The organism is Janthinobacterium glycogeni (assembly GCF_051380725.1).
Classification (GTDB): Bacteria; Pseudomonadota; Gammaproteobacteria; order Burkholderiales; family Burkholderiaceae_D; genus Janthinobacterium.
In genome coordinates this window covers 486,127-509,326 of record NZ_JBNYXP010000002.1, presented here as the reverse complement: position 1 = coordinate 509,326, position 23,200 = coordinate 486,127, and the positions used below count along the sequence as shown (strand labels likewise).

Genomic DNA, 23,200 nt, shown 5'->3' with positions numbered 1-23,200 from the left:
GGACGGACGTAAAAAAACCGGCAATTGCCGGTTTTTTCGATGCTGCGAAAAAGATTACTCTTCCACGGCCATCTGGCTTTGCAGGTAGTTCTGAATGCCGACCTTGGCGATCAGGTCGATCTGCGTTTCGAGCCAGTCGATATGCTCTTCCGTGTCTTCCAGGATCATCAGGAACAGGTCGCGCGAGACGTAGTCGCCCGCTTTTTCGCTGATGGCGATGCCTTCCTTGACGGTGGCGTGCGCGGCGCGTTCCAGCTTCAGATCGCATTCCAGCATTTCCGGCGTGTTCTCGCCGATCAGCAGCTTGTGCAGCGCTTGCAGGTTAGGCAGGCCGTCGAGCATCAGAATGCGGTCGATCAGCTTGTCGGCGTGTTTCATTTCGCCGATCGATTCTTCGTATTCCTTCTTGCCCAGCTTTTCCAGGCCCCAGTGCTTGTACATGCGCGCATGCAGGAAGTACTGGTTGATGGCCGACAGTTCGTTGGTGAGCTGTGCATTGAGCATGCGGATGACTTCTTTATCGCCCTTCATGGCATTTCCTTTGTTCTGTGTCGCGTTCGATGATGAAACCGCAGGCTGCTGGCGTTCACGGCCGGGTGGCGCAGGGCTGCCTGGTGGCGCGCAGGTTGCCGGTTTCGCTATGCCCGCATGATAGCGCAAAATACCGGCGGTTTTCGGTGCTAAACGGCATTTTTCCGTCTTTTTAACGTAAATTTCGTGCGAATAAAACCCATTCTCAAGTGGATTGCCCACTTGCGCCGTTTTTTATTTGTTAAGGAAAATGAAGGCCATTCTCATTCGCGTTTCTGGCCCTCTTTTGCCGCCGCCGGCGCGCGTGCATGGCCGCGCTGAAAAGGCGGCAAATGTTGCTCCGTTCTTGCTTTTGTGGCTTCTTGGCCGCTGCCGGCGATGCGATAATCAGGCAGCGATATTTACTGAAAAAAGGATAGCAAGATGATGCTGCATATACCCGGCGTGCTGACGCCGGAACAGGTGACGCAGTTTCGCCAGCGCCTGGCGCAGACGGACTGGGTCGACGGACGCGCCAGCGTCGGAGCGCAAGGCGCGCAAGTCAAGCGCAACCGGCAACTGGCCGAAGGTTCGCCGCTGGCGCTGGAGCTGGGCGAGATCGTCAGCCGCGCGCTGATGGCCAATCCGCTGTTCTTTGCCGCCGTGCTGCCGCTGCGCATCCTGCCGCCCTTCTTCAACAGCTATGCGGGCGGCGAGCACTATGGCCTGCATATCGATGGCGCCATCCGCACGCCGAAAAACGGCATGCAGTCGATGCGCGCCGACGTCTCGTCGACCGTGTTCCTGAGCGAGCCGGACGAGTACGAGGGCGGCGAGCTGGTGGTGGTCGATGCGTATGGCACGCATGAAGTGAAACTGCCGGCCGGCGACGTGATCGTGTATCCGTCGAGCAGCGTGCATCAGGTGCTGCCCGTCACCAGCGGCGAGCGCATCTGCTCCTTCCTGTGGACGCAAAGCATGGTGCGCGAGGACTGGAAGCGCAGCATGCTGTTCGAGCTCGATCAGAACATCCAGAGCGTGCGCGCGGAACACGGCGATTCGCTGGCGACGGTGGGACTGACGGGGCATTATCACAACCTGCTGAGGATGTGGGCGGAGATATGATCGTGGCGGTGTCGGATTAGCGCGGCCTTTGGCCGCGCTAATCCGACCTACGATACTGCACGTTGTACGGGCAAAAAAAAGTCTGCCTGGCCCGGGGATGTAGGCTGGCAGACTGAAACAAGCAAATCGCTTGACTAAAAACGGGCGCAAAAAAGCAAGCAGGGCACAGGGTGCGGTGCTTGCGGGCTGGCAGCGGCGCCGTGGCCGCCGGAAGGCTAGCTCAGCTGGAAGGTCAGTGGTACCAAAACGTAGACGGGGACGGGTTTGCCGTTTTCGATCATCGGCTTGAACAGCGCGCGCTGCGCGGCCTGGCGGCCCGCTTCATCGAGGTTGCTGTAGCCGGTCGATTTCTGGATCAGGATTTGCTCGGGTAAGCCCTTTTCATTGATCAGGATGCGCAACACCACGGTGCCGCTTTCGCCCAGGCGGCGCGACAGATTCGGGTAGACCAGTTGCGGCGCCTTGATGTATTCGACGCTGCTGACGGTGCGCGGCGTCGCTGGCGCCGGTGGCGTCGGTGACGGTGCCGCGGGGGCCGTCGGCGCGGCGGTGGCGACAGGCGCCGCGTCGGCGCGCGTCGGCTGCGGCGGCGTGATCGTCGGTTCGCTCGGCGCCACGGCGATCAGCGGCAGCGGCGGGATCACGGCGCGCGGCACGGGGGCGCTCAGTTCCACGGTTTTCGGCACGGACGGCGCCGGCGGTTTCGGTGGCGCTGGCGGGGCGATGATGCTGATGGTGGTGATGGTCGGCATGGCCGCCGTGACGACGCGGCTCAAGAGGCCGCTCTGGATGGCGTAAAAGCCGGCGATATGCAGGACGACGATGGCCATCAGCGGCGCGAATTTGTTGCGCTTCTTGTCGAAGTCGGCAAATTGCTGCACGGCCTGCACCGTTACGGGCGGGGGCATCATCGTCATGGCGTTCATCGCTTTCTTAGTTGGTCAGTACGGCTCGCATCAATACGGTTTCTTGCAGCGCCACGGTGGCGGTCAGGTGATCGTTCAGCACTTCCCGCGCGCAGGTGTGGCATTTGCCGCAGCAGGTAGCCACGCCCAGGTCGCGGCGCAGTTCGGCCATGCTGGACAGGCCAAGATCGACGGCTTGACGGATTTCACGATCAGATATGTTGTTGCAGACACATACAATCATTGATACACCTTCTGGCTGGAGGATGAACAGACACTAGTGCTTGAAAGCATTGTTGCTAGTGTTTTAATGAGAATCATTATCATTACGTTTCATTGTCGCGCAAAGTGCGGGACAATGCAAGCGATTTTGATCAAGTGTGCGGCAGTTGGCGGCCTGGCGCGGCAGCTTGATATGCGCTTCTCGCGCATGGCGCAGCCCTTGGTGGGGGCGGCTCTCCGGGCTAAATAAAAACAATTCGCATTCATGTTTATAATGCTGGTATTGTCTCGGACGGTCGCCGTCTGGACACATTGAAAGGCCGCTTGTCGGTAATGCGCAACAGTTGCGTTTTACCTCACAACATCGGGGCATGCGCCACGCGCAGCAGTCTGTCCCCGGTGTTCTTAATTTGAACGGAATTTGCTCATGACTCTAGTTCCACCCCTGATGACGCTCGACGCGCTGGCAGTCGGCCAGAGCGGCACGGTGTTGCATATCACGCCCCACGCGGCAGGACAGACGGAAGATGGCGTCGACCTCGTCCGCCGGTTGATGGAGCTGGGATTCGTTCCCGGCGAACGTATCCGCATGCTCAAGCGCGGTATTCCCGGCGGCGATCCGCTGGCCATCAAGGTCGGCAATGCCACGTTCGCACTGCGCCGCTTCGAAGCGGCGCTGATCACGATTCAACCGCTGCTTCAACCGGAATAAATATGGGTGCCGTAGAAACTATCGTGGAAGCGGGCGCGCACAAGCCGCCGCACCAGCCACAAATCGCCTTGTTGGGCAATCCGAACTGCGGCAAGACCGCCCTGTTCAACCGTTTGACGGGCGCGCGCCAGAAAGTGGCGAACTACGCCGGCGTGACCATCGAGCGCAAGGAAGGTCATTTCACGTCGCCAAGCGGCAAGCCCGTGCGCGTGCTCGATCTGCCGGGCGCCTACAGCCTGTCGGCCACCACGCCCGACGAAGCCATCACGCGCGACGTGGTGGGCGGGTTGCGCCGCGGCGACCCGCGTCCGGACGCCATCATCTGCGTCGTCGACGCCACCAATCTGCGCTTGAATCTGCGCCTGGTGCTGGAAGTCAAGCGCCTGGGCCTGCCCATGCTGCTGGCGCTGAACATGACGGACGTGGCGCGCAAGCGCGGCATGCTCATCGACACGGCCAGGCTGTCGCAGGAACTGGGCATGCCCGTGGTGGAAACCGTCGCGGTGCAGCACGACGGCGAAAAAGCCCTGCTCGACGCCATCGACGCCATGCTGCCGCTGCCGGTGGTGGACGCGAAACCGCTGGCGGCCATCGACGCCGTGACCGTCGAAGAGACCCAGCGCGAAGTGCGCCGCATCCTGGCCGCCGTCAGCAACGACACCAGTGATAGGGGCAACCTGACGGAAAAGATCGACGACGTGGTGCTGCATCCCGTCTTCGGCCCCCTCATCCTGGCCGTGCTGATGTTCCTGATCTTCCAGGCCGTGTTTGCCTGGGCTGCCACGCCGATGGAAATGATCACCGATGGCGTGGGCCACCTGGGCGCCGTGCTGACGGCGAACATGCCCGACGGCCACCTGAAAAGCCTGCTGGTCGAAGGCATCATCGGCGGCGTCGGCAGCGTGCTGGTGTTCCTGCCGCAAATCCTGATCCTGTTCTTCTTTATCCTGAGCCTGGAAGACTGCGGCTACCTGCCGCGCGCGGCTTTCCTGCTGGACCGCCTGATGGGCGGCGTGGGCCTGTCGGGGCGCGCCTTCATCCCGCTGCTGTCGAGCTTTGCCTGCGCCATCCCCGGCGTGATGGCGGCGCGCACCATCCAGAATCCGCGCGACCGCCTGGTCACCATCATGATCGCGCCGCTGATGACGTGCTCGGCGCGCCTGCCCGTGTATGCGCTGATCATCGCCGCCTTCATCCCGCAGCGCGAGGTTTGGGGCTATCTGAGCCTGCAAGGCCTGGTGTTGTTCGTGCTGTACTTCGCCGGCATCATCTCGGCCATGGCCGTGGCCTGGGTCATGAAGCGCAGCATGGGCGTGCGCGGCAACCAGCCGCTGATGCTGGAACTGCCGGCCTACCACTGGCCGCATCTGCGCAACCTGGCCGTCAGCCTGTGGGAGCGCGCGAAGATCTTCCTCACGCGCGTCGGTACCATCATCCTGAGCCTGATGATCATCCTGTGGTTCCTCAGCACCTTCCCCGGCGCGCCGGACAACGCGATCCACCCGCCGATCTATTACAGCCTGGCCGGCATCCTGGGCCGCGGCCTGGAAGTGATCTTCGCGCCCATCGGTTTCAACTGGCAGATCTGCATCGCGCTGGTGCCGGGCATGGCGGCGCGCGAAGTGGCCGTCGGCGCCCTGGGCACCGTGTACGCGCTGTCGCAAACGGGCGACGCGCTGGCCTCCACCTTGGAACCGCTGATCGCCCATTCGTGGTCGATGGCCACCGCGCTGTCCTTGCTGGCCTGGTATGTATTCGCGCCACAGTGCCTGTCGACCCTCTCCGTGGTGAAGCGTGAGACGGGAGGCTGGCGCTATCCGCTGCTGATGGCCGGCTACATGTTCGCCCTGGCCTACGCCGCCTCGTTCATCACATACCGCGTCGCCCTGCTGCTGGGCGCTTAGGAGAAAACCATGTGGCAAACCCTCATCGTCGCCCTGATCGTCGCAGCCGCGCTGCTGCATTTCTCGACCAAGTACCTGCCGGCGGGCGTGCGCCGCGCCATCGTGCGGGGCCTCGTGCGCTGCGGCCTCGATGAGGCGAAGCTGTCGACTTTCTTCAGGGTGGCGCCGGGTTGCGGCAGCGGCTGCGGTTCCTGCGGCTCTTGCGACAGCCCGCCGCCGCCGTCAAACACGCCGCCGGCCGACGGCAGCAGCAAGCGCGTGATCCTGATGCAGGTGCAGCGCCAGGACTGATGTTGATGTACGTCTGGCCACGGGTGCGCCCTTGGGCTACACTGGGCTTTCCGCATGGCAAGGAGTGGCAATGGCGATACTGTTGATCTTCATGTTTTTATTTGCGGTCGCCACCTGGCTGCTGGCCAGCCGGCGCGGCCGCCACGGGGCACTCTGGTTCGGCATCGGCTTGTTGCTCGGGCCCTTTGCCTTGCTGGCGGTGGCGGCCCTGCCGCCCGTGTCGACGCGCTGACCCTGTATGGTTAAAACCCGCAATCGCGGGTTTTTTTACGCCTGCGCATCCGCGTGGCGCAGCCGGTACTGGCGCGGCGAGCACGCCATGATGCGCTTGAAGGCGTGGCTGAAGGCGCTGTCCGATTCGTAGCCCAGCGCCTGCGCGATCGACGTCACGGTCGCGCCACTGTCCCTCAGGCGCCGCGTGGCCAGGCGCATGCGCCAGCGCAGCAGGTAATCGAGCGGCGTCACGCCCACTCTGTTCTTGAAGTGCAGGGCAAAGGCGGAGCGCGACTGCCCGGCGACGGCGGCCAGTTGCTGCAAGGTCCAGCGCTGCGCCGGCTGCGCATGCATGGCCTCGATGGCGGCGCGCAGCCGGGGATCGGCCAGCGCGAACAGCCAGCCTGCCGGATGCGACGCCTGCGCTGCCAGGTACTGGCGCAGCATCTGCAGCAGCATCATGTGGCCCAGGTGGCGCGTCATTAGCGCCGCGCCGGGCGCCGTCGCCTGCAGTTCCTGCGCCAGGCGCTGCAAGGCCCAGTGCAGCACGCTGGCCTGGTCCGTATCGCCGCGCACGTGCAGCAGGGGCGGCAGGCAGTCGAGCAGGATGGACGCCTCGTCGCCAAAGCTGAAGCGTCCGCCGATGAGGAAAAAATCGTGTTCCGGCGCGCCGTGACGGGCCACGCCCTGCTGCGCGTGCCGGTACACGTCCAGCGCCGGCGCGGCCGGCAAGCCGGGCGTGCTGGCCAGGGTAAACGCGCGTCCGGGCGCCAGCAGGAAGCAGTCGCCCGTCCGCAGCCGCACGGGCGCGTCGATGCCCGCGACCGTCAGCCAGCAGCTTCCCTCGATCACGGCATTGAACTTGATGCCGTCCGGGGGCGGAAAATCGATGGCCCACTCGCCGCCCGCCTTCAGGCCGGCAAAATAGGAGCTGCACGTATCGAGCAGCGAGAGTACATCGGAGAGCAAATCCATGGCGGATGCAATTCTGGACGATGGCGACAGTATTGCGGATTTTACGCCATTCACAGTCCAGTTCCTTGCGCGCACAATGTCCATCTCGCCAGCCATTCGGACTGGCGCCACTTGCAAAGGCAGACCCCATGGACAGCATCGGCAACAAACAAACTCCCCTGCGCTCCGGCTTCGACGCCGGCACGACCGCCACCGAGGCGCTGGCCGGCCGCGACCTGTCCGGCGTGCAGGCCATCGTCACGGGCGGCGCGTCCGGCCTGGGGCTGGAAACGGTGCGCGTGCTGGCCGGCGCCGGCGCCAAGGTACTGGTGCCGGCGCGCGACCCGCGTCAGGCGCAAGCGGCCCTGGACGGCATGGCCGGCGTGGAGGTCGCCGCGCTCGACCTGCTCGATCCGCAGTCGATCGATGCCTTTGCCGCCGCCTTTCTTGCCACCGGCCGCACCCTGCACGTGCTGGTCAACGGCGCCGGCATCATGGCCACGCCCTTGCTGCGCGATGCGCGCGGCTACGAGGGGCAGTTCGCGACGAATCACCTGGGGCATTTCCAGCTGACCGCGCGCCTGTGGTCCGCCCTGCGGCAGGCGCAGGGCGCGCGCGTGGTGTGCGTGTCGTCGCTGGGCCACCGGCAGGCGGGCGTCGACCTGGACGACCCGCATTTCCTGCGCCAGCCGTACGACAAATGGCGCGCGTATGCGCAGTCGAAAAGCGCCAATGCGCTGTTTGCCGTGGAGCTGGACCGGCGCGCTGCGGCGCACGGCGTGCGCGCCTTTTCGCTGCATCCGGGCGCCATCCTGACGCCGCTGGTGCGCCACCTGGACCTTGACGACTTGCGGCGCGTGGGCGCGCTCGATGACGAGGGCCAGGTGAATCCGCCGCCGCAATCGGGTTTCAAGAATGTGGCGCAGGGCGCCGCCACCGCGGTCTGGTGCGCCACCAGCGCGCAGCTCGAGGGTATGGGGGGCGTGTATTGCGAGGATGGCGACATTGCCGCCCTGGTGGCGGACGACAGCGCGGGGCCGGGCGTGCGGCGCTGGGCGGTCGATCCTGCGCAGGCACGCCAGCTATGGGTGCTGAGCGAACAGATGACGGGCGTGCGCTTCGATTGCGACGCGGCATAAAAAATGCCGGGCAATGCCCGGCATGTACAGGATGGCGGCGTGAATTTACGCCTTGCCCGCCAGCTTGTCGACGACCGGCACCAGCGCGGCCGGGCGGCAGCCGAAGGCGGCCAGGCGGCCTTGCGCGTGGGGCGCCAGATCCAGGTCGTAGGGCAAACGGCCCGCCACCAGCCACAGTCTGTCGTGCGGCAGGGCCTCGACCAGGCGGCGCTGGCCGTCGACGAACATGGCGTTATACGTTTGCAGCACGATCTGCTGCGCACCTTGCGCAAAAGCGATGGCCTCGTCGACCTCTTCGTCCAGCGCCTCGGCCGACAAGGCATACTCGCGCACGTTCAGGCCCGCTGCCAGCAGCGCCGGCAGCATCGAGCTGCGCGCTTCCTTGTTGCGGCCTAGCGCCACTTCGTCGATTTCGCTGCGCGAACGCACTTCCACCGTCAGCAGGGTCACGGGCAGGCCCGCGTCAAGCGGGCGGTAGTCGCCTTGCACGCGCAATGCCGCCTTTTGCAGCAGCTGCGACAGGGCCATGGCGGCCGGCTGCATCAGCGCCGGCGGCGTGACGGGGCGTTCGCGCCAGTCGCGCACGGCGCGGTTGCGCTTGAGTTCCGCCACGCGCGCGCAAGCCGCCTCGATGCGGGAGAGCGCGATGTCGCCGCGCTCCACGGCGGCGAGGACGGCGTCGATGGCCGCCGTCTGCTGCGCTTCGCGGTGCGAGATGAGGACGATGTCGGCGCCCGCCTGCAAGGTGGCGACGGCGCCCTGGGCGATGCCGATGCCGTCGGCAATCGCCGCCATTTCCAGGCAGTCCGTGATGACGACGCCCTTGTATTTCAACTCGCCGCGCAGCAGGTCCGTCAGCACGCCTTTTGAAAGCGTCGCCGGCACGCTGGTGTCGGCCTCGAAGGCGGGGAAGACCACGTGCGCCGTCATGATGGCGTCCACGCCGCCGGCGATGGCCGCGCGGAAGGGCGCCAGTTCCACGGCGCGCAGGCGTTCCTTGTCGTGCGGGACCAGCGCCATGGCGTAATGCGTGTCGGTGGCCGTGTCGCCGTGGCCGGGAAAGTGCTTGGCGGTGACGGCCACGCCGCTGGCGCGCTGGCCGCGCATGGCGGCCATGCCGTAGTCGATGACGGTGGCGGCATCCTCGCCGTACGCGCGCACGCCGATGACGGGGTTGTTGCGGTTGTTGTTCACGTCCAGCACGGGCGCCAGCAGCAGGTTGATGCCCACCTGGCGCATTTCATCGCCGCTGATCTGGTTCATGCGTTCGCAGTCTTCGATGGAGCCGGCCGCCTGGAAGGCCATCGCCGCGGGAATCGGCGTGACGCCCTGCTCGATGCGCATGACCATGCCGCCTTCCTGGTCGATGGAGATCAAGAGCGGGATGTCGGACACTTCCGCGTTGATTTCCTGCAGTTCGCGGCACAGGGCCGACACTTGCGCGGGCGTGTGCACGTTGCGGCGGAACAGGATCACGCCGCCCACTTTCTTTTCGCGGATCAAGGTCTTGATATGCTCGTCCGCCTGCAGGGCGTCGAAGCCCACCATGAACAACTGTCCTACTTTCTCGCGCAAACCCTGCTCCATGCTGCAACTCCTCCTGTATGTATTGTGACGACGGCATACGTATTCTGGCACCGTGGTGGCGCATCGTGGCGGTCACCGGAAAAGCTGCCTTGGTTTTGTACTTGTTTTGGTATTGTATTGGATTTGGGTTTTTGCGCAAGTGGTTATTAAGTGGTATTGCTCCACTTGCGCAAACACCGTATCAATCGAGGCGTTGGAACGATGCCGATTGCGCTTTGGGCCAGTACAGGCCGAACACGGGCGGCAGCTGCGGCAGCTGGCTCGGGTCGAGCAGCTGGCCCGCTTCCAGGAAGGGCAGCAGGGCCGAGGCCAGTTTGACCTGATTCGGCGAGATGCGCCGCACCAGGTGGTGCGGGCGCAGTTCCTGCGGGTGCGCCAGGCCGGCGGCGGCGATCAGTTCGGCCAGCGCCTTCATGGTGTTCTGGTGGAAGTGCGCTACGCGGGCGATCTTGTCGGGCACCACCAGCGCGCGCTGGCGCTGCGGGTCTTGCGTGGCGACGCCCGTGGGGCAGCGGTCCGTGTGGCAACTTTGCGACTGGATGCAGCCCAGCGCGAACATGAAGCCGCGCGCCGAATTGCACCAGTCGGCGCCCAGCGCCAGCAGGCGGGCGATGTCGAAGGCCGTGATGATCTTGCCCGAGCAGCCGATCTTGATGCGCTCGCGCAGGTTGGCGCCCACGAGGGTGTTATGCACGAGTACCAGCGCTTCCTGCAGCGGCGTGCCCACGTGGTCCGTGAATTCCAGCGGTGCCGCGCCCGTGCCCCCTTCGCTGCCGTCGACGACGATGAAGTCGGGCGTGATGCCCGTTTCCAGCATGGCTTTGACGATGGCGAAAAATTCCCACGGATGGCCGATGGCCAGCTTGAAGCCCGTCGGCTTGCCACCCGAGAGCGTGCGCAGGCGGTCGATAAAGTGCAGCATTTCCAGCGGCGTGGAAAAGGCGCTGTGCGCCGCCGGCGAGACGCAATCCTCGCCCACCATCACGCCGCGCGTGGTGGCGATCTCGATCGTCACTTTCGGGCCCGGCAGCACGCCGCCGTGGCCCGGCTTGGCACCCTGCGACATCTTCAGCTCGATCATTTTCACCTGCTCCGAGCTGGCGTTGGCGATGAAGCGTTCCTCGGAAAACGTGCCGTCCTGGTTGCGGCAGCCGAAGTAGCCGGAGCCGATTTCCCACACCAGGTCGCCGCCGTTTTCGCGGTGGTAGGGGCTGATGCTGCCTTCGCCCGTGTCGTGCATGAAGCCGCCGCTGCGGGCGCCGCCGTTCAGGGCCAGGATGGCGTTGGCCGACAGGGCGCCAAAGCTCATCGCCGAGATATTGAAGACGCTGGCCGAATACGGTTTGGCGCGCGGGCAGTCCGGATGGTTGCCGATGTCGATGCGGAAGTCGTGGCCCGTCACCTTGGCGGGGGCGATGGAGTGGTTGATCCATTCATAGCCCGCCTCATATACGTCGAGCTGGGTGCCGAACGGGCGCTTGTCCGTCTGCTCCTTGGCGCGCTGGTAGACGATGCTGCGCTGGCTGCGCGAGAACGGCGTCGCCTCGCTGTCGCTTTCCAGGAAATACTGGCGGATCTCGGGGCGGATGCTCTCGAAAAAGAAGCGGAAGTGCGCGAGGATGGGGTAGTTGCGGCGCAGGGCGCGCTTCGTTTGCAGCAGGTCGCTGATGCCGACCAGGGTCAGCGCACCGGCCAGCACGGGCAGCCAGTAATGGTCATAGTAAAACAGGGACAGGACAAAGATGGCTGCCGTCGCAATGAAGGTCAGGTAGCGAAATGGTACTAGGTGCATGGGCACTCCGGTGAATTCAGACTGATACTGCTGAGTGTACCGGTGATTTGTATATCTTGCTGACTGGCAAAGTGTACTGTCAGAGTGACGCTATCCATACGTGCGACACCTGACAAAACCGTAGCGAGCGGCAGCGATTTGTGGCCGAGAAGCGCAACCATACTTTAGTACGGTGAGCATCGCCGGCCGCAAAGCGCGACGCGCAGTAGGTTTGGTCAGGTGGTCACCGCTGAGCGGCGCGGATGCGTGCGACGCGTTCGACGCTGGCCGGATGGCTCGACAAATAGGGCGTGCCCTCGTCCAGCTTGCCCAGGGCGACAAACACCTGCGCCAGGTGTTCCAGCGCGATGCCGTTCTGGCGCAGCATGGCGATCGCGTAGTCGTCCGCCTCGCGCTCGACGTCGCGCGAATATTTCAAGTCTAGCAGCAGCGGCGGCAAGGTCGCCACCACGGTCGACACGTCGCCGAACAGCAGCGCCGCGCCGGCGCCCACGGCCGAGGTCTGGATCAGGCGGCGCGTCAGGTGGCGCTGCTGCAGGTGCCCCAGTTCATGCGCCAGCACGCCCATGATGGCGTCGTCGTCCGGCAGCAGCTCCACCATTTCATCGGTCAGCACGATGTCGCCGGATGGCAGGGCAAACGCGTTCGGACCGATCTTGCTCTTGCGGAAAACGATGCGGTGCACGGGCGCGCTGTCGCCAGGCGTTGCCAGGCGCGCGAAGCGGGCGCGCAAGGCTTGCTGGCGCGCGCCATCGAGCTTGCTCGCTTCAAACACGTGCTTGTCGAGGAAATCGAGCACGCCCTGGCCCAGCTGGCGCTCGACGGACTGGGGAATCGCATACGCGACCCCTTTCGCCACCACGGGCAACAGGTACTGATAGCTGAGCCACAGGGCCAGCACGGTGGCGACCGTGGCCAGCAGGGCGCCGCGCCAGCTTTGCTGCAGCCGCACCACCCAGCCATCGCGGTGGCCCGTCTCATGCAGCACGTCGTTGAAGGCCGCCTGGTCGGCGATCTCCAGATAGGCGCCGTCGGGAAAGCTGACCTTGCGCACGGCGTGGCTGCTGCGTTCGGACACGTGCAGCTCGCCGAGCGGGCAGCTGCGCTCGATATCGCCGGCCAGCAAGGCCATGCCATCGCGCACGCTGAGCGTGACGTGGTACAGGCGCGAGGTCTGGCCGTCGAAATAGCGCGCGGGCACGGGGGCCGCGCCCGGCGCGTGGTGATCGAGCGTCATGCTACAGCGACAGGTCGAAGTCCAGCAGATCGACCATGCCTTCGCCCGTGGCAGAGACTTGCTCGCCGGTGGCGGCGACAAAGGCGTCCAGGCTGCCGTGCACCAGCATCGACGTCGCTTCCAGGCGGTACTTCAGCCAGCGCACCTGGGCGAATGGCGAAAATAGGCCCAGGGTGACGACGATACCGAGCAGGTTGGTCAGCATGACGAACGTGGTGCGGCCCCAGGTCAGCTGCGACTGAAACTGGTGCTGCTGCAGGCGCGTGTGGTTCCAGATCAGGTTCTGGATCATGGTCAGGAACAGCGGCAGCACGATAAAGGCCCACGCATACAGGGCGGCCACGGCGCCGAAGATGCTGCCGGCCTTGGTGACATCGTTGGCGTTGCTGGCAAAGGTGGCGAAGACGCTGGCGAAGACGACAAAGATCAGGACCAGGAAACCGGCCAGCAGCAGGGCGAAGAACAGCAAATAGGTCTTGTAGAAGCTGCCAACCGAGGCATCAAAACTGAAATTGCTGCTGCCGAAGCGGCTTTGCGTGTGCTGGAAGCGCTTCAGGCGCTGGTGCAGGAACGGCGTCATCAGGCCAGCCGTGAAGGTGTTCAGGATGGGCAGCCACAGGAAGTATTTGTAGGCTTCCCTGGCGCTGCCGTCGAAGCCGAAGCGGATGCCGCGGTAGCTGGTGTTGTACAGCTTGAACTGCAGGCTTTTCCAGACCAGCCATGGCAGCACGGCCATCATCAGCACGAGCATGATCAGGCCGACGATGGGCGAGATCTGGAAGGCGATGTTGTAGCCGCCGATCAATACCACGGCCGCGATGCGGCCCTTCAGGATGGCGACGGCATTGCCGTGGTATTCGAAGCTGCTGCCAGCGAGGTGGGTGCTGGAATAGAAATAGCGGTTGCGGCGGACCTTGGCCCAGGCGGAATAAATGCCCAGGGTGACGATGCTCAGCAGCAGGTTGACGATCCAGATACGGAAGTATTCGCTGCCGGTGGCGCTGAAGGTAATGGCTTCACGCTTGGGCGTGGTGTTGTTGGTGTCGAAATCCACAGGGGGTTTCCTTACTTATTGGAAACAAAACAAGATAAGGGAAGATTGAAAAGTTATCAATTGAAAATAGTGTTTTTCGCAATTATTTTTGGTGCACGGCCCCTGCGGCCGCGATTTTCCCGTCCCGGCTATACTGGGACTCAACCATTGCCAACGGAAATCGCCATGATCGTCGTCCACCATCTGAACAATTCGCGCTCGCAGCGCGTGCTATGGCTGCTCGAGGAGCTGGGCCTCGACTACGAGGTCAAGCGCTACCAGCGCGACCCGAAAACCATGCTGGCGCCCGCCTCGCTGAAGGCCGTGCATCCGCTGGGCAAGTCGCCTGTGATCACGGACGGCGCCAACACCATCGCCGAATCGGGCGCCATCATCGAGTACCTGGTCGAGCGCTACGGCAATGGCCGTTTGATCCCGGCGGCCGGCACGCCCGAGAAGCTGCGCTGGACTTATTGGCTGCATTTCGCGGAAGGCTCGGCCATGCCGCCGCTGCTGCTGAAACTGGTGTTCGACAAGATCGAATCGTCGCCGATGCCGTTTTTCGTCAAGCCGATCGCGCGCGGCATCGCCGGCAAGGTCAAGAGCAGCTTCATCATGCCCAATATCAACAGCCAGCTGGCCTATATGGAAGCGGAGTTGGAGAAAAGCAAATGGTTTGCCGGCAATGAATTCACGGCGGCCGACATCCAGATGAGCTTTTCGCTGGAGGCGGCCGCCATGCGCGGCGGGCTCGATGCGCGCCAGCCGAAACTGACGGCCTTCCTGCAGCGCATCCACGCGCGCCCGGCCTACCAGCGTGCTCTCGAACGTGGCGGACCCTACGATTTCGCCAAATAAGGGGCATGCAAGGCCGATATGCGGGGAACCATACGGTAAAATGCCCGATTCAACCAGCATCGACTAACCGCATGGCCAGACTCCTCGCTATCGACGGCTTGAATATCGTACGTCGCGTCTACGAAGCCAGTCCTGAACCCGATTCCGACCTGAAGGCGGAGATCGCGCTGCGCCATGCGCTGTCGTCGTTCCGCACCCTCATCAACGACCACGAGCCGACGCACATCCTGCCGGCCTTCGATTTCGGCGGCCCCACCTGGCGCCACGCCCTGTACGCCGGCTACCGCGAGGGGCGCCAGCCCATGCCGCAGGTGCTGCGCGACGCCTTGCCCGGCTTTTACGCCACCCTGGCCAGCTTCGGCATGCACGTGGTCAGCATTCCCGAGGTCGAGGCCGACGACGTGATCGGCACGGCCGTCATGCGCTGGCTGCACGAGGGGCGCGGCGCGGCCGTCATCGCCACCACGGACAAGGATTTGCACGGCCTGATCGCGCACGGCGCGCTCGTGTGGGACCATTTCAAGGGTGTCTGGCACGACCACGCCTGGGTCGAGAAAAAGTTCGGCGTGCCGCCGGAACTGCTGCCCGACCTGCTGGCGCTGATGGGCGATGTCACCGACAGCATTCCCGGCGTGTCGAAGATCGGACTGAAGACGGGCGCGAAACTGTTGCGCGCTTACGGCAATATCGACGCCGTGATGGCCGGCGCGGGCATTTTGCCCGGCGCGCTCGGTGAAAGCCTGCGAAAAGAGCGGGAAATACTGTATCTTTCAAGAAAGTTAGTGGAACTCAAGACGGACGTGACCTTAGGCGTGACCTGGAACAAGCTGGCGTGGGAGAAGTAAGCGCCGGCGCAACACAAGAACAATCAAGCAAGGGATGTAAATCATGATGTTAAAGACAGTCCTGATCGATAGCAGCGCCGTGGCGCGCGGCCTGCTGAACACGGTCCTGACCGATGGCGGCTACGATGTCTGCGGGCAGACGCATACGAGCGCGCTGGGATTGGCGCTGCTGGTCAAGCACCACCCGCATTTCGTCTGCATCGCGCGCGAGCAGGTGGAAGACGGGACGAATGTGGTGCAAACCATCCGCGCCCAGTATCCGAAGACGCTCATTTTCATGGTCTCGGGCGGCATCGACGCCGCCTCGCTGCAGGCGGCCCACGCCATGGGCGTGTCGGGCTTCATCGTCAAACCGTTCATGGCCGACACGGTCCTGAAAACCGTGCGCAATACGGTGATTGCCATGGTGCGCAAGCAGCAGCAGGCGCTTGCTGCCGCTGCGCAATCGAGCAACCAGCCCGACTGAGCTGTTGGCATTGTCAGTGGGTCAGGTAATACAGTGCCTGGCCCAGTGATTTTCCGAGATGCAGCAAACAGTACGCTGTGGCGCCCAGCAGCAAGCTCGCTTGCAGGACTACGGGTAAGGCATTCCATGCGGCGACAATCCGGGCGTGCAGTGTGTGCATCAGCGTATCCTTTCAGTCCATGATCAGGGCATGCCCGTGGCGCTGGCGATGATGCCGCCACCGAGGCAAACGTCCCCATCATACAACACGGCCGACTGGCCCGGCGTGACGGCCCATTGCGCCTGGTCGAAGGCCAGGCCGAAGTGTTCATTCCCGTCCGGCAGCAGCTGGCAAGCCACGTCGGCCTGGCGGTAGCGCGTCTTGGCGCTCAAGGCGCCTGCCTGCGGCGCCGTGCCGGCGACCCAGCTGGCCTGATCGGCGCTCAAGGCCGGCGACAGCAGCCACGGGTGGTCGTGGCCCTGCACTACCCACAGGGTGTTGTTGGCGATATCCTTGCGCGCCACATACCAGGCGTCGCTGCTGCCGTCCGCGTTCTGGTACGACTTCACGCCGCCGATGCCGATGCCCTTGCGCTGGCCCAGGGTATAAAAACTCAGTCCCACGTGTTCGCCCACGGTCTTGCCGTCGGCCGTCTTCATGGGACCCGGCTTGTACGACAGGTAGCGGTTCAGGAATTCGCGGAACGGGCGTTCGCCAATGAAGCAGATGCCCGTCGAATCCTTCTTCTGCGCGTTCGGCAGCGCCAGTTTTGCGGCGATCTGGCGCACCTGCGTCTTCGGGATTTCACCGAGCGGGAACAAGGTCTTGGACAGCTGCGCCTGGTTCAGGCGATGCAGGAAGTAGCTTTGATCCTTGCTGGCGTCGACGGCTTTGAGCAGTTCATAACGGCCCGCGTCGGTCGGCGCCTGGCGCACGCGCGCATAGTGGCCGGTGGCGATCAGGTCGGCGCCCAGGGTCATGGCGTGATCGAGGAAGGCCTTGAACTTGATTTCGGCGTTGCACAGCACGTCCGGATTCGGCGTGCGGCCGGCCTGGTACTCGCGCAGAAAATCGGCGAACACGCGATCCTTGTATTCGGAGGCGAAATTGACGGCTTCGATATCGACGCCGATGACGTCGGCCACGCTGGCCGCATCGATCCAGTCCTGGCGCGTGGAGCAGTATTCCGAATCGTCGTCATCTTCCCAGTTTTTCATGAACAGGCCGATGACTTCATAGCCTTGTTCCTTCAGCATCCATGCCGCGACCGAGGAATCGACCCCGCCCGACATGCCGATCACGACTTTCTTCTTGCTCATCTTGCTTTCCAGTTACTTTTAGATAATATTGCTATGCGCTATTGAAAACGGACGCATGCGTGTGCAGCAGGGCCAGCGGCGCGCGCCGGCCAGCCAGGTATTCATCCACGCACTGCAGCACCAGCGGGCTGCGGTGGCGCTCCTGGCACGCCGCCAGTTCGTCGCGCGTCATCCACAGGGTGCGGATGATGCCTTCGTCCAGCGGGCGATCGTGCTCGGCGCCGGCCGTGCCGCAAAAGGTGAAGCGCAGATAGGTCACGTCCTCGCCCGTGCGCAGTGACTGGTAGCGCGACATGTACATGCCGACCAGTGCCGTGGGGATGAAATCGTAGGCCGCCTCTTCCAGCGTTTCGCGGATCACCGCCTGCTCCAGCGACTCGAACGGGTCGAGGTGGCCGGCTGGCTGGTTGAGCTTGATGCCTTCGCTGGTCTCTTCTTCAATCAGTAAAAACAGGCCATCGCGCTCGACGATGGCGGCCACGGTGACAGAGGGTTTCCAGATTCTCGGCATGATTCCATCCTTGAAAGAGCCGACATTTTATCTTGTTCTGCGCGCGCGGTTTGAAGCCGGCCTTTTGTTGCGCGGACATATTGATAAATGACAACGTTTTAGCAAATAGCGGTGGGAGGTACTTACGTCTTTCCCGGGGAGCGCACTAGCATGGGGGCTTAGTTGGCAAGATGGCAGGAAGCGCCCGCTAATATAGGCTTTCCCTGTGGTCAAAACAAGCGCGCACGCTTGCTCGACTGTGGTGAGATTGACACACCTTTCCCACAATATGGGCGCCGCGCCGCATGGTGAAACAAATCATGGATGCGGATGAAATTAGTGTCGTACGACTAAAAGTTGCTGGTTCACAAACGTTTAACGCGCTGCTTTCCGTGTTAGATTCTAGTCAGTTTATCAATTAGCGGAGGCATCATGAGGATAGGCATACCGGCCGAAACACGGCCTGGTGAAACCCGGGTGGCAGCCACGCCCGAGACAGTCAAGAAGCTGGCAGCCAAGCATCAAGTCGTCGTGCAGTCGGGAGCGGGCCTGCAAGCCTCGATTCCCGACGAGGCCTATGCCGCCGCCGGCGCGCAGGTCGGCACCGCACAGGAAGCCTATGGCTGCGCCATCGTGCTCAAGGTGCGCGCGCCCGATGCCGAAGAACGGGCCCTGATGGCCAGCGGTACGGTGCTGATCGGCATGTTGAACCCGTTTGACGCGGACAATATCGCCGCCATGGCCACGGCCGGCCTGTCCGCCTTCGCCCTCGAAGCCGTGCCGCGCATCACGCGCGCGCAGTCGATGGACGTGCTGTCGTCGCAGGCGAACATCGCCGGCTACAAGGCCGTGCTGGTGGCGGCCAATACCTACCAGCGCTTCATGCCGATGCTGATGACGGCGGCCGGCACCGTCAAGGCGGCCCGCGTGCTGATCATGGGCGTGGGCGTGGCAGGGCTGCAGGCGATCGCCACGGCCAAGCGCCTGGGCGCCGTCATCGAGGCGTCCGACGTGCGCCCGCCCGTCAAGGAACAAGTGGAATCCTTGGGCGCCAAATTCCTCGACGTGCCGTTCCTCACGGAGGAAGAAAAGGAAATCGCCAAGGGTTCGGGCGGCTACGCGCGCGCCATGCCGGCCGACTGGATGCGGCGCCAGGCCGAACTGGTGCATGAACGGGCGAAACTGGCCGACATCATCATCACCACGGCCCTGATCCCCGGCCGCGCCGCGCCCGTGCTCATTTCCGAAGAGACGGTGAAGGCCATGAAACCGGGTTCCGTCATCGTCGACCTGGCCGTCGAGCAGGGCGGCAACTGCCCGCTCTCGGAACTGGGCAAGACGGTGCTGAAACACGGCGTCTACATCGTGGGCGAGCCGAACCTGGCGACCCTGGTGGCGGCCGACGCCTCGGCCCTGTATGCGCGCAACGTGCTGGACTTTTTAAAGCTCATCATCGACAAGGACGATCAATTGCTGATCGACCGCGAGGATGAAATCATCAAGGCCAGCCTGGTTTGCGCGGACAGCGTGATCTTGCGTAAATAAGTTACGAAAATAATGCGGCACAGGGAGAAAACAACATCATGGAAATCAGTCACACCATCACCAACCTGATCATCTTCGTGCTGGCCATTTATGTCGGCTACCACGTCGTCTGGACCGTCACGCCGGCGCTGCATACGCCGCTGATGGCCGTCACCAACGCCATTTCCGCCATCATCATCGTCGGCGCCATGCTGGCGGCCGGCCTGACCGATGGCCCGCTAGCGCAAGTGGCCGGCACCCTGGCCGTGGCGCTGGCCGCCGTCAATGTGTTCGGCGGCTTCCTCGTCACGCAGCGCATGCTCGAGATGTTCCGTAAAAAAGAACCGAAGGCCAAGCAAGGAGCAAAAGAATGAGTCACGCCATGAGCTTCGTCACCATGAACCTGGTGACGATGATGTACCTGATCGCCTCGGTGTGCTTCATCCAGGCCTTGAAAGGGCTGTCGTCGCCATCGACGGCGCGCCGCGGCAATGCCTTCGGCATGAGCGGCATGGCCATTGCCGCCGTCACCACCGTGGCGCTGATCCTGAAACTGAAGGAACAGCAGACGGGCGGCATGGGCCTGACCCTCGTCATCATCGGCATCGTCACGGGCGGCGCCATCGGCGCCTACCTGGCGAAAACCGTGGAAATGACGAAGATGCCGGAACTGGTGGCGGCCATGCACTCGCTGATCGGCCTGGCGGCCGTCTGCATCGCCGTGGCGGCCGTGTCGGAACCGTGGGCCTTCAATATCGCGAAACACGGCGAGGCGCTGCCCATCGGTAACCGCTTCGAACTGTTCATCGGCACCTTTGTCGGCGCCATCACGTTCTCCGGTTCGGTGATCGCCTTCGGCAAGCTGTCGGGCAAATACAAGTTCCGCCTGTTCCAGGGCGCGCCCGTCAGCTTCAAGGGCCAGCACATGCTCAATCTGGTGCTGGCGCTGGTGATGGTGGGCCTGGGCCTGGCGTTCTGCTTTGCCGACGGGGTGGAGCCGGCCTGGACGCCGTTCGTCATCATGACCCTCATCGCCTTTGCGCTGGGCGTGCTGATCATCATCCCCATCGGCGGCGCAGACATGCCGGTGGTGGTGTCGATGCTCAACAGCTACTCGGGCTGGGCCGCGGCCGGCATCGGCTTTTCGCTGAATAACTCGATGCTGATCATCGCCGGCTCATTGGTCGGTTCGTCCGGCGCGATCCTGTCGTACATCATGTGCAAGGCCATGAACCGCTCGTTCTTCAACGTCATCCTCGGCGGTTTCGGCGGCGATGCGCCGGCCGCAGGCGCGGCCGGCGCGCAGGAACAGCGCCCGGTCAAATCGGGGTCGGCCGACGATGCCGCCTTCATCATGAGCAATGCGGAAACCGTCATCATCGTGCCCGGCTACGGCCTGGCCGTGGCGCGCGCGCAGCACTCGTTGAAAGAACTGGTGGAAAAGCTCACGCACAAGGGCGTCACCGTCAAGTACGCGATCCACCCTGTGGCGGGGCGCATGCCGGGCCACATGAACGTGCTGCTGGCCGAGGCGGAAGTGCCGTACGACCAGGTCTTCGAGATGGAAGACATCAACGGCGAATTCGGCCAGACGGACGTGGTGCTGGTGCTGGGCGCGAACGACGTCGTCAACCCGGCGGCGAAGGACCCGAAATCGCCGATCGCCGGCATGCCGATCCTCGAAGCCTATAAGGCCAAGAGCATCATCGTCAACAAGCGCTCGATGGCGTCCGGCTATGCGGGCCTGGACAACGACCTGTTCTACCAGCCGAACACGATGATGGTGTTTGGCGACGCCAAGAAGGTGATCGAGGATATGCTCAAGGCAGTTGAGTAAGGTAATGCATTAGGCAACTGAAGATGGCCCGCCTTGCGCGGGCCGTTTTTATTGGGCGGCGGCGACGACTTTATTGCGTCCCTGGTGCTTGGCTGCGTACAGGGCCTTGTCCGCTTCCGACATGGCCGCGTCCAGGCTGACGCCTTGCACCAGCGACGCCACACCGATGCTGATGGTGACGTGCAACGGGCCGCCGTCAGGCAGTACGGTGACAGCCGCCGCCACGGCCGCGCGGATGCGTTCGGCCACCTGGTGCGCCTGCTGCAGGCTGGCGTCGGGGAACAGCAGGCCGAACTCCTCGCCACCGAGGCGCGCTGCCACGTCGGTGATGCGTCCCGTGTCGCGTAGCGCCTGCGCCACCGTGCGCAGCACGGCGTCGCCCACGGCATGGCCGTAGCGGTCGTTGATCTTCTTGAAATGGTCGAGGTCGGCCACGCCCACGGTCAGGGCGGCGCCGCTGCGTGCCGCGCGCGCCATCGCTTGCTCGGCTTGCGCTTCATAGGCGCGCCGGTTGGGCAGCGACGTCAGCGCATCGTGCAGCGCCTGCTGTTCCAGCTGCGCCAGCAGGCTGGCGTTCTTTGCCGCCAGTTCCCGCCGTTCGCGCACGTCGAGCAAGAAGGCGCCGAAATAGCGGATGCCGTCGACCACGCCCAGGTCCAGCGCCTTCATCTCGATGGGAATCATTTGCGCATCGCGGTGGCGGATGGCGAATTCGCGTATCTTGCCCAGCACGCTGGAGGTGCGCGAGCTGCGGATGTAATTGATCACGTGGTTGTCGTGCTGCGCGCCGACGGCGTCGGGCAGCAGGCCGTTCAGGGTCTGGCCCAGCAATTCCCCGCTGGCATAGCCCGACAGCGCCTGCATGGCGCCATTGATATAGCGGATGCGGCAGTGTTCATCGATGATGATGACGGCGTCGAGGGCGTCTTCCAGCAGGCGGGAAAAGAGCACTTCGGGAAGAGCGGCAGGCGGTGCTGCGGGCAATGCATCTGTCATGGAACGGTCGCCAAAAACCAGGTGACAGCCATTGTCGCATCCGCAGGCCGTTTACTCCATGCCGGAGATGTCCCCTGTTTCTTTTTCGCCCGTGCCCTTTACTTATTGCCAAGGTTCAGCGGCGGCCGTACATCATCAGCGTGGCCAGGCTTTTGCGCGCGGGACTGAAAACGTCCAGCAAGCCCAGCGACAGGCCCAGCAAGCCTTGCGTGGGGGCGCTGCCCGTGAAGATGCGCGCCATGGTGTCGGTGACGCGCACGGTCAGGCCCCGGTCGGCCTGGCGCAGGCTGGCGTAGCGTTCCAGCCCGGCCGGGCTGCTGTCCTGCGCCAGCACGCGGGCCAGCACGGCGGCGTCGCGCAAGCCCAGGTTCAAGCCCTGTCCCGCCACCGGATGCAGGGTTTGCGCCGCATTGCCGATGGCGACCGTGCGCGCCGTGCCGTTCGCCTGCGCGTTCAGGCCCAGCGGATAGGCCAGGCGCGCCGTCGTGTGCGTAAAGCGTCCCAGGCGGCTGCCGAAGGCTGCGCCCAGGCGGGCCAGGAAGGCAGCGTCGTCCAGGGCCAGCAACTGCTCGGCGCGCGTGGGCGGCACGCACCACACCAGCGCGTAGCCGTCGTCCTGCGGCAGCAGGGCCAGCGGGCCTTCGTCGGTGAAGCGCTCATATGCGCGGTGCGCGATGGGGGCGCTTGTACGCACATGGGCGATGATGGCGCTTTGCCCATAATCGCGGCTGACGGCGCGTTCCGGCTGCTGGCCGAACAGGCCGCCCTCGGCCTGCACCAGCAGGCCGGCGCGCAAGCTTGACGGGACGCCCGCCTGGTCGATCTGCACGGACACGCCATCGGCATCCTCCGCGCTGCCGGTCACCAGCGCCGGACGCAGGCTGGCCACGCCCAGGCGCTCGCATACGTCGGCCAGCGCGCTGACGACGGCGCCGTAACGGGCGACATAACCGAGCGCCTCGACGCCATGCTCGCTGCGGTCCATCAGGCTGCGCCCGAAATGGCCGCGGCGCGACACGTGGATCTGGTGAATAGGCGTCGCCTCGACGGGCCAGGCGCCCGCTTCCTCGAGTATCTGGCGGCTGCCGTGCGACAGGGCGATGGTGCGCGGGTCGCGCCGGGCCTGTTCGATGGATTTGGCGTCGAGCAGGGCGATGCCGGCGGCGCGGCTGCCGCGCTGCACCAGCAGGGCGGCCAGCGCCATGCCCACGGGGCCGGCGCCGCAGATGGCGAGATCGAAAGTGGACGGTGTATGCATGCG

25 protein-coding genes are annotated in these 23,200 nt (G+C 64.1%); 12 read left to right on the top strand and 13 right to left on the bottom strand.

Going from position 1 to position 23,200, the window contains the following annotated elements:
• Window positions 1-54 precede the first annotated feature (54 nt).
• A complete protein-coding gene (bfr, locus tag ACQ4W4_RS07910; protein WP_010401839.1) occupies window positions 55-531 on the bottom strand; it encodes a bacterioferritin in 477 nt (158 codons plus the stop codon).
• Between the two features lie 423 nt (window positions 532-954).
• Here bfr and ACQ4W4_RS07905 point away from each other — a divergent pair, with 423 nt between their 5' ends.
• Window positions 955-1,635: a Fe2+-dependent dioxygenase gene (locus ACQ4W4_RS07905; protein ID WP_436541484.1), complete on the top strand. Its 681-nt coding sequence runs from the start codon at window positions 955-957 to the stop codon at window positions 1,633-1,635.
• A 215-nt stretch (window positions 1,636-1,850) separates the two neighbouring features.
• On the opposite strand, the gene ACQ4W4_RS07900 is transcribed toward ACQ4W4_RS07905, so the two are convergent.
• Window positions 1,851-2,552, bottom strand: a complete 702-nt coding sequence (locus ACQ4W4_RS07900) for an energy transducer TonB (protein WP_436541483.1) — start codon at window positions 2,550-2,552, stop codon at window positions 1,851-1,853.
• 16 nt (window positions 2,553-2,568) lie between these two features.
• A complete protein-coding gene (locus ACQ4W4_RS07895; protein ID WP_152250664.1) occupies window positions 2,569-2,784 on the bottom strand; it encodes a (2Fe-2S)-binding protein in 216 nt (71 codons plus the stop codon).
• A 405-nt stretch (window positions 2,785-3,189) separates the two neighbouring features.
• Here ACQ4W4_RS07895 and ACQ4W4_RS07890 point away from each other — a divergent pair, with 405 nt between their 5' ends.
• The 4 genes from ACQ4W4_RS07890 (at window position 3,190) to ACQ4W4_RS07875 (ending at window position 5,901) form a co-directional block, all read left to right on the top strand.
• Window positions 3,190-3,474, top strand: coding sequence for a FeoA family protein (locus tag ACQ4W4_RS07890; protein WP_219115091.1), 285 nt, complete (start codon window positions 3,190-3,192; stop codon window positions 3,472-3,474).
• 2 nt (window positions 3,475-3,476) lie between these two features.
• Window positions 3,477-5,378 carry a ferrous iron transporter B gene (feoB, locus tag ACQ4W4_RS07885; protein ID WP_436541482.1) on the top strand — a complete coding sequence of 634 codons (1,902 nt, stop codon included), beginning with the start codon at window positions 3,477-3,479 and terminating at the stop codon, window positions 5,376-5,378.
• Between the two features lie 9 nt (window positions 5,379-5,387).
• Entirely contained in the window at window positions 5,388-5,669 is a 282-nt protein-coding gene (locus ACQ4W4_RS07880; RefSeq protein ID WP_436541481.1) for a DUF6587 family protein, read from the top strand.
• Window positions 5,670-5,739: 70 nt separating this feature from the next.
• Window positions 5,740-5,901, top strand: a complete 162-nt coding sequence (locus ACQ4W4_RS07875; protein ID WP_436541480.1) for a hypothetical protein — start codon at window positions 5,740-5,742, stop codon at window positions 5,899-5,901.
• A gap of 35 nt (window positions 5,902-5,936) precedes the next feature.
• Here ACQ4W4_RS07875 and ACQ4W4_RS07870 read toward each other — a convergent pair whose 3' ends face one another.
• On the bottom strand, window positions 5,937-6,857 hold the full coding sequence (locus ACQ4W4_RS07870; protein WP_436541479.1) for an AraC family transcriptional regulator: 921 nt from the start codon (window positions 6,855-6,857) through the stop codon (window positions 5,937-5,939).
• Window positions 6,858-6,994: 137 nt separating this feature from the next.
• Between ACQ4W4_RS07870 and ACQ4W4_RS07865 the strand changes: the two genes are divergently transcribed.
• Window positions 6,995-7,975, top strand: a complete 981-nt coding sequence (locus tag ACQ4W4_RS07865) for an oxidoreductase (RefSeq protein WP_436541550.1) — start codon at window positions 6,995-6,997, stop codon at window positions 7,973-7,975.
• Window positions 7,976-8,020: 45 nt separating this feature from the next.
• Here ACQ4W4_RS07865 and nagZ read toward each other — a convergent pair whose 3' ends face one another.
• From nagZ to ACQ4W4_RS07845, 4 genes are all read right to left on the bottom strand, one after another.
• Window positions 8,021-9,562 (bottom strand): beta-N-acetylhexosaminidase, encoded by a 1,542-nt coding sequence (gene nagZ / locus ACQ4W4_RS07860; protein WP_436541478.1) that lies wholly within the window; start codon window positions 9,560-9,562, stop codon window positions 8,021-8,023.
• Between the two features lie 181 nt (window positions 9,563-9,743).
• Window positions 9,744-11,354 (bottom strand): FMN-binding glutamate synthase family protein, encoded by a 1,611-nt coding sequence (locus ACQ4W4_RS07855; protein ID WP_436541477.1) that lies wholly within the window; start codon window positions 11,352-11,354, stop codon window positions 9,744-9,746.
• Between the two features lie 223 nt (window positions 11,355-11,577).
• Complete coding sequence (locus ACQ4W4_RS07850; protein ID WP_436541476.1) at window positions 11,578-12,591, bottom strand: M48 family metallopeptidase; 1,014 nt, start codon at window positions 12,589-12,591, stop codon at window positions 11,578-11,580.
• Between the two features lies 1 nt (window position 12,592).
• Window positions 12,593-13,645 carry a YjgN family protein gene (locus tag ACQ4W4_RS07845; RefSeq protein ID WP_436500162.1) on the bottom strand — a complete coding sequence of 351 codons (1,053 nt, stop codon included), beginning with the start codon at window positions 13,643-13,645 and terminating at the stop codon, window positions 12,593-12,595.
• 165 nt (window positions 13,646-13,810) lie between these two features.
• Here ACQ4W4_RS07845 and ACQ4W4_RS07840 point away from each other — a divergent pair, with 165 nt between their 5' ends.
• The 3 genes from ACQ4W4_RS07840 (at window position 13,811) to ACQ4W4_RS07830 (ending at window position 15,793) form a co-directional block, all read left to right on the top strand.
• Window positions 13,811-14,482 (top strand): glutathione S-transferase, encoded by a 672-nt coding sequence (locus ACQ4W4_RS07840; protein WP_436541475.1) that lies wholly within the window; start codon window positions 13,811-13,813, stop codon window positions 14,480-14,482.
• 71 nt (window positions 14,483-14,553) lie between these two features.
• Window positions 14,554-15,327 (top strand): 5'-3' exonuclease, encoded by a 774-nt coding sequence (locus tag ACQ4W4_RS07835; protein WP_070220600.1) that lies wholly within the window; start codon window positions 14,554-14,556, stop codon window positions 15,325-15,327.
• A 46-nt stretch (window positions 15,328-15,373) separates the two neighbouring features.
• Entirely contained in the window at window positions 15,374-15,793 is a 420-nt protein-coding gene (locus tag ACQ4W4_RS07830; RefSeq protein ID WP_436541549.1) for a response regulator, read from the top strand.
• A 13-nt stretch (window positions 15,794-15,806) separates the two neighbouring features.
• Here the strand turns inward: ACQ4W4_RS07830 and ACQ4W4_RS07825 are convergent, their stop codons facing one another.
• Genes ACQ4W4_RS07825 through ACQ4W4_RS07815 form a run of 3 tightly spaced genes read right to left on the bottom strand, consistent with a single transcriptional unit; the run spans window position 15,807 to window position 17,603 of the window.
• Window positions 15,807-15,953, bottom strand: coding sequence for a hypothetical protein (locus ACQ4W4_RS07825; RefSeq protein ID WP_436541474.1), 147 nt, complete (start codon window positions 15,951-15,953; stop codon window positions 15,807-15,809).
• Window positions 15,954-15,976: 23 nt separating this feature from the next.
• Window positions 15,977-17,092, bottom strand: coding sequence for a tRNA 2-thiouridine(34) synthase MnmA (mnmA, locus tag ACQ4W4_RS07820; RefSeq protein WP_436541473.1), 1,116 nt, complete (start codon window positions 17,090-17,092; stop codon window positions 15,977-15,979).
• A gap of 31 nt (window positions 17,093-17,123) precedes the next feature.
• Entirely contained in the window at window positions 17,124-17,603 is a 480-nt protein-coding gene (locus tag ACQ4W4_RS07815) for an NUDIX hydrolase (RefSeq protein ID WP_010401817.1), read from the bottom strand.
• A 411-nt stretch (window positions 17,604-18,014) separates the two neighbouring features.
• On the opposite strand from ACQ4W4_RS07815, the gene ACQ4W4_RS07810 reads away from it, so the two are divergent.
• The 3 genes from ACQ4W4_RS07810 to ACQ4W4_RS07800 are packed head-to-tail and all read left to right on the top strand — an operon-like array spanning window position 18,015 to window position 20,943.
• Window positions 18,015-19,127, top strand: a complete 1,113-nt coding sequence (locus ACQ4W4_RS07810; RefSeq protein WP_436541472.1) for a Re/Si-specific NAD(P)(+) transhydrogenase subunit alpha — start codon at window positions 18,015-18,017, stop codon at window positions 19,125-19,127.
• Between the two features lie 38 nt (window positions 19,128-19,165).
• On the top strand, window positions 19,166-19,480 hold the full coding sequence (locus ACQ4W4_RS07805; protein ID WP_034745644.1) for an NAD(P) transhydrogenase subunit alpha part 2: 315 nt from the start codon (window positions 19,166-19,168) through the stop codon (window positions 19,478-19,480).
• A gap of 8 nt (window positions 19,481-19,488) precedes the next feature.
• Window positions 19,489-20,943: an NAD(P)(+) transhydrogenase (Re/Si-specific) subunit beta gene (locus ACQ4W4_RS07800; RefSeq protein WP_070220594.1), complete on the top strand. Its 1,455-nt coding sequence runs from the start codon at window positions 19,489-19,491 to the stop codon at window positions 20,941-20,943.
• A gap of 48 nt (window positions 20,944-20,991) precedes the next feature.
• Here ACQ4W4_RS07800 and ACQ4W4_RS07795 read toward each other — a convergent pair whose 3' ends face one another.
• Together ACQ4W4_RS07795 and ACQ4W4_RS07790 are read right to left on the bottom strand one after the other, a co-directional pair.
• A complete protein-coding gene (locus ACQ4W4_RS07795) occupies window positions 20,992-21,939 on the bottom strand; it encodes a GGDEF domain-containing protein (protein ID WP_436541471.1) in 948 nt (315 codons plus the stop codon).
• 115 nt (window positions 21,940-22,054) lie between these two features.
• Window positions 22,055-23,197 carry a UbiH/UbiF/VisC/COQ6 family ubiquinone biosynthesis hydroxylase gene (locus ACQ4W4_RS07790; RefSeq protein WP_436541470.1) on the bottom strand — a complete coding sequence of 381 codons (1,143 nt, stop codon included), beginning with the start codon at window positions 23,195-23,197 and terminating at the stop codon, window positions 22,055-22,057.
• Between the last annotated feature and the right edge of the window lie 3 nt (window positions 23,198-23,200).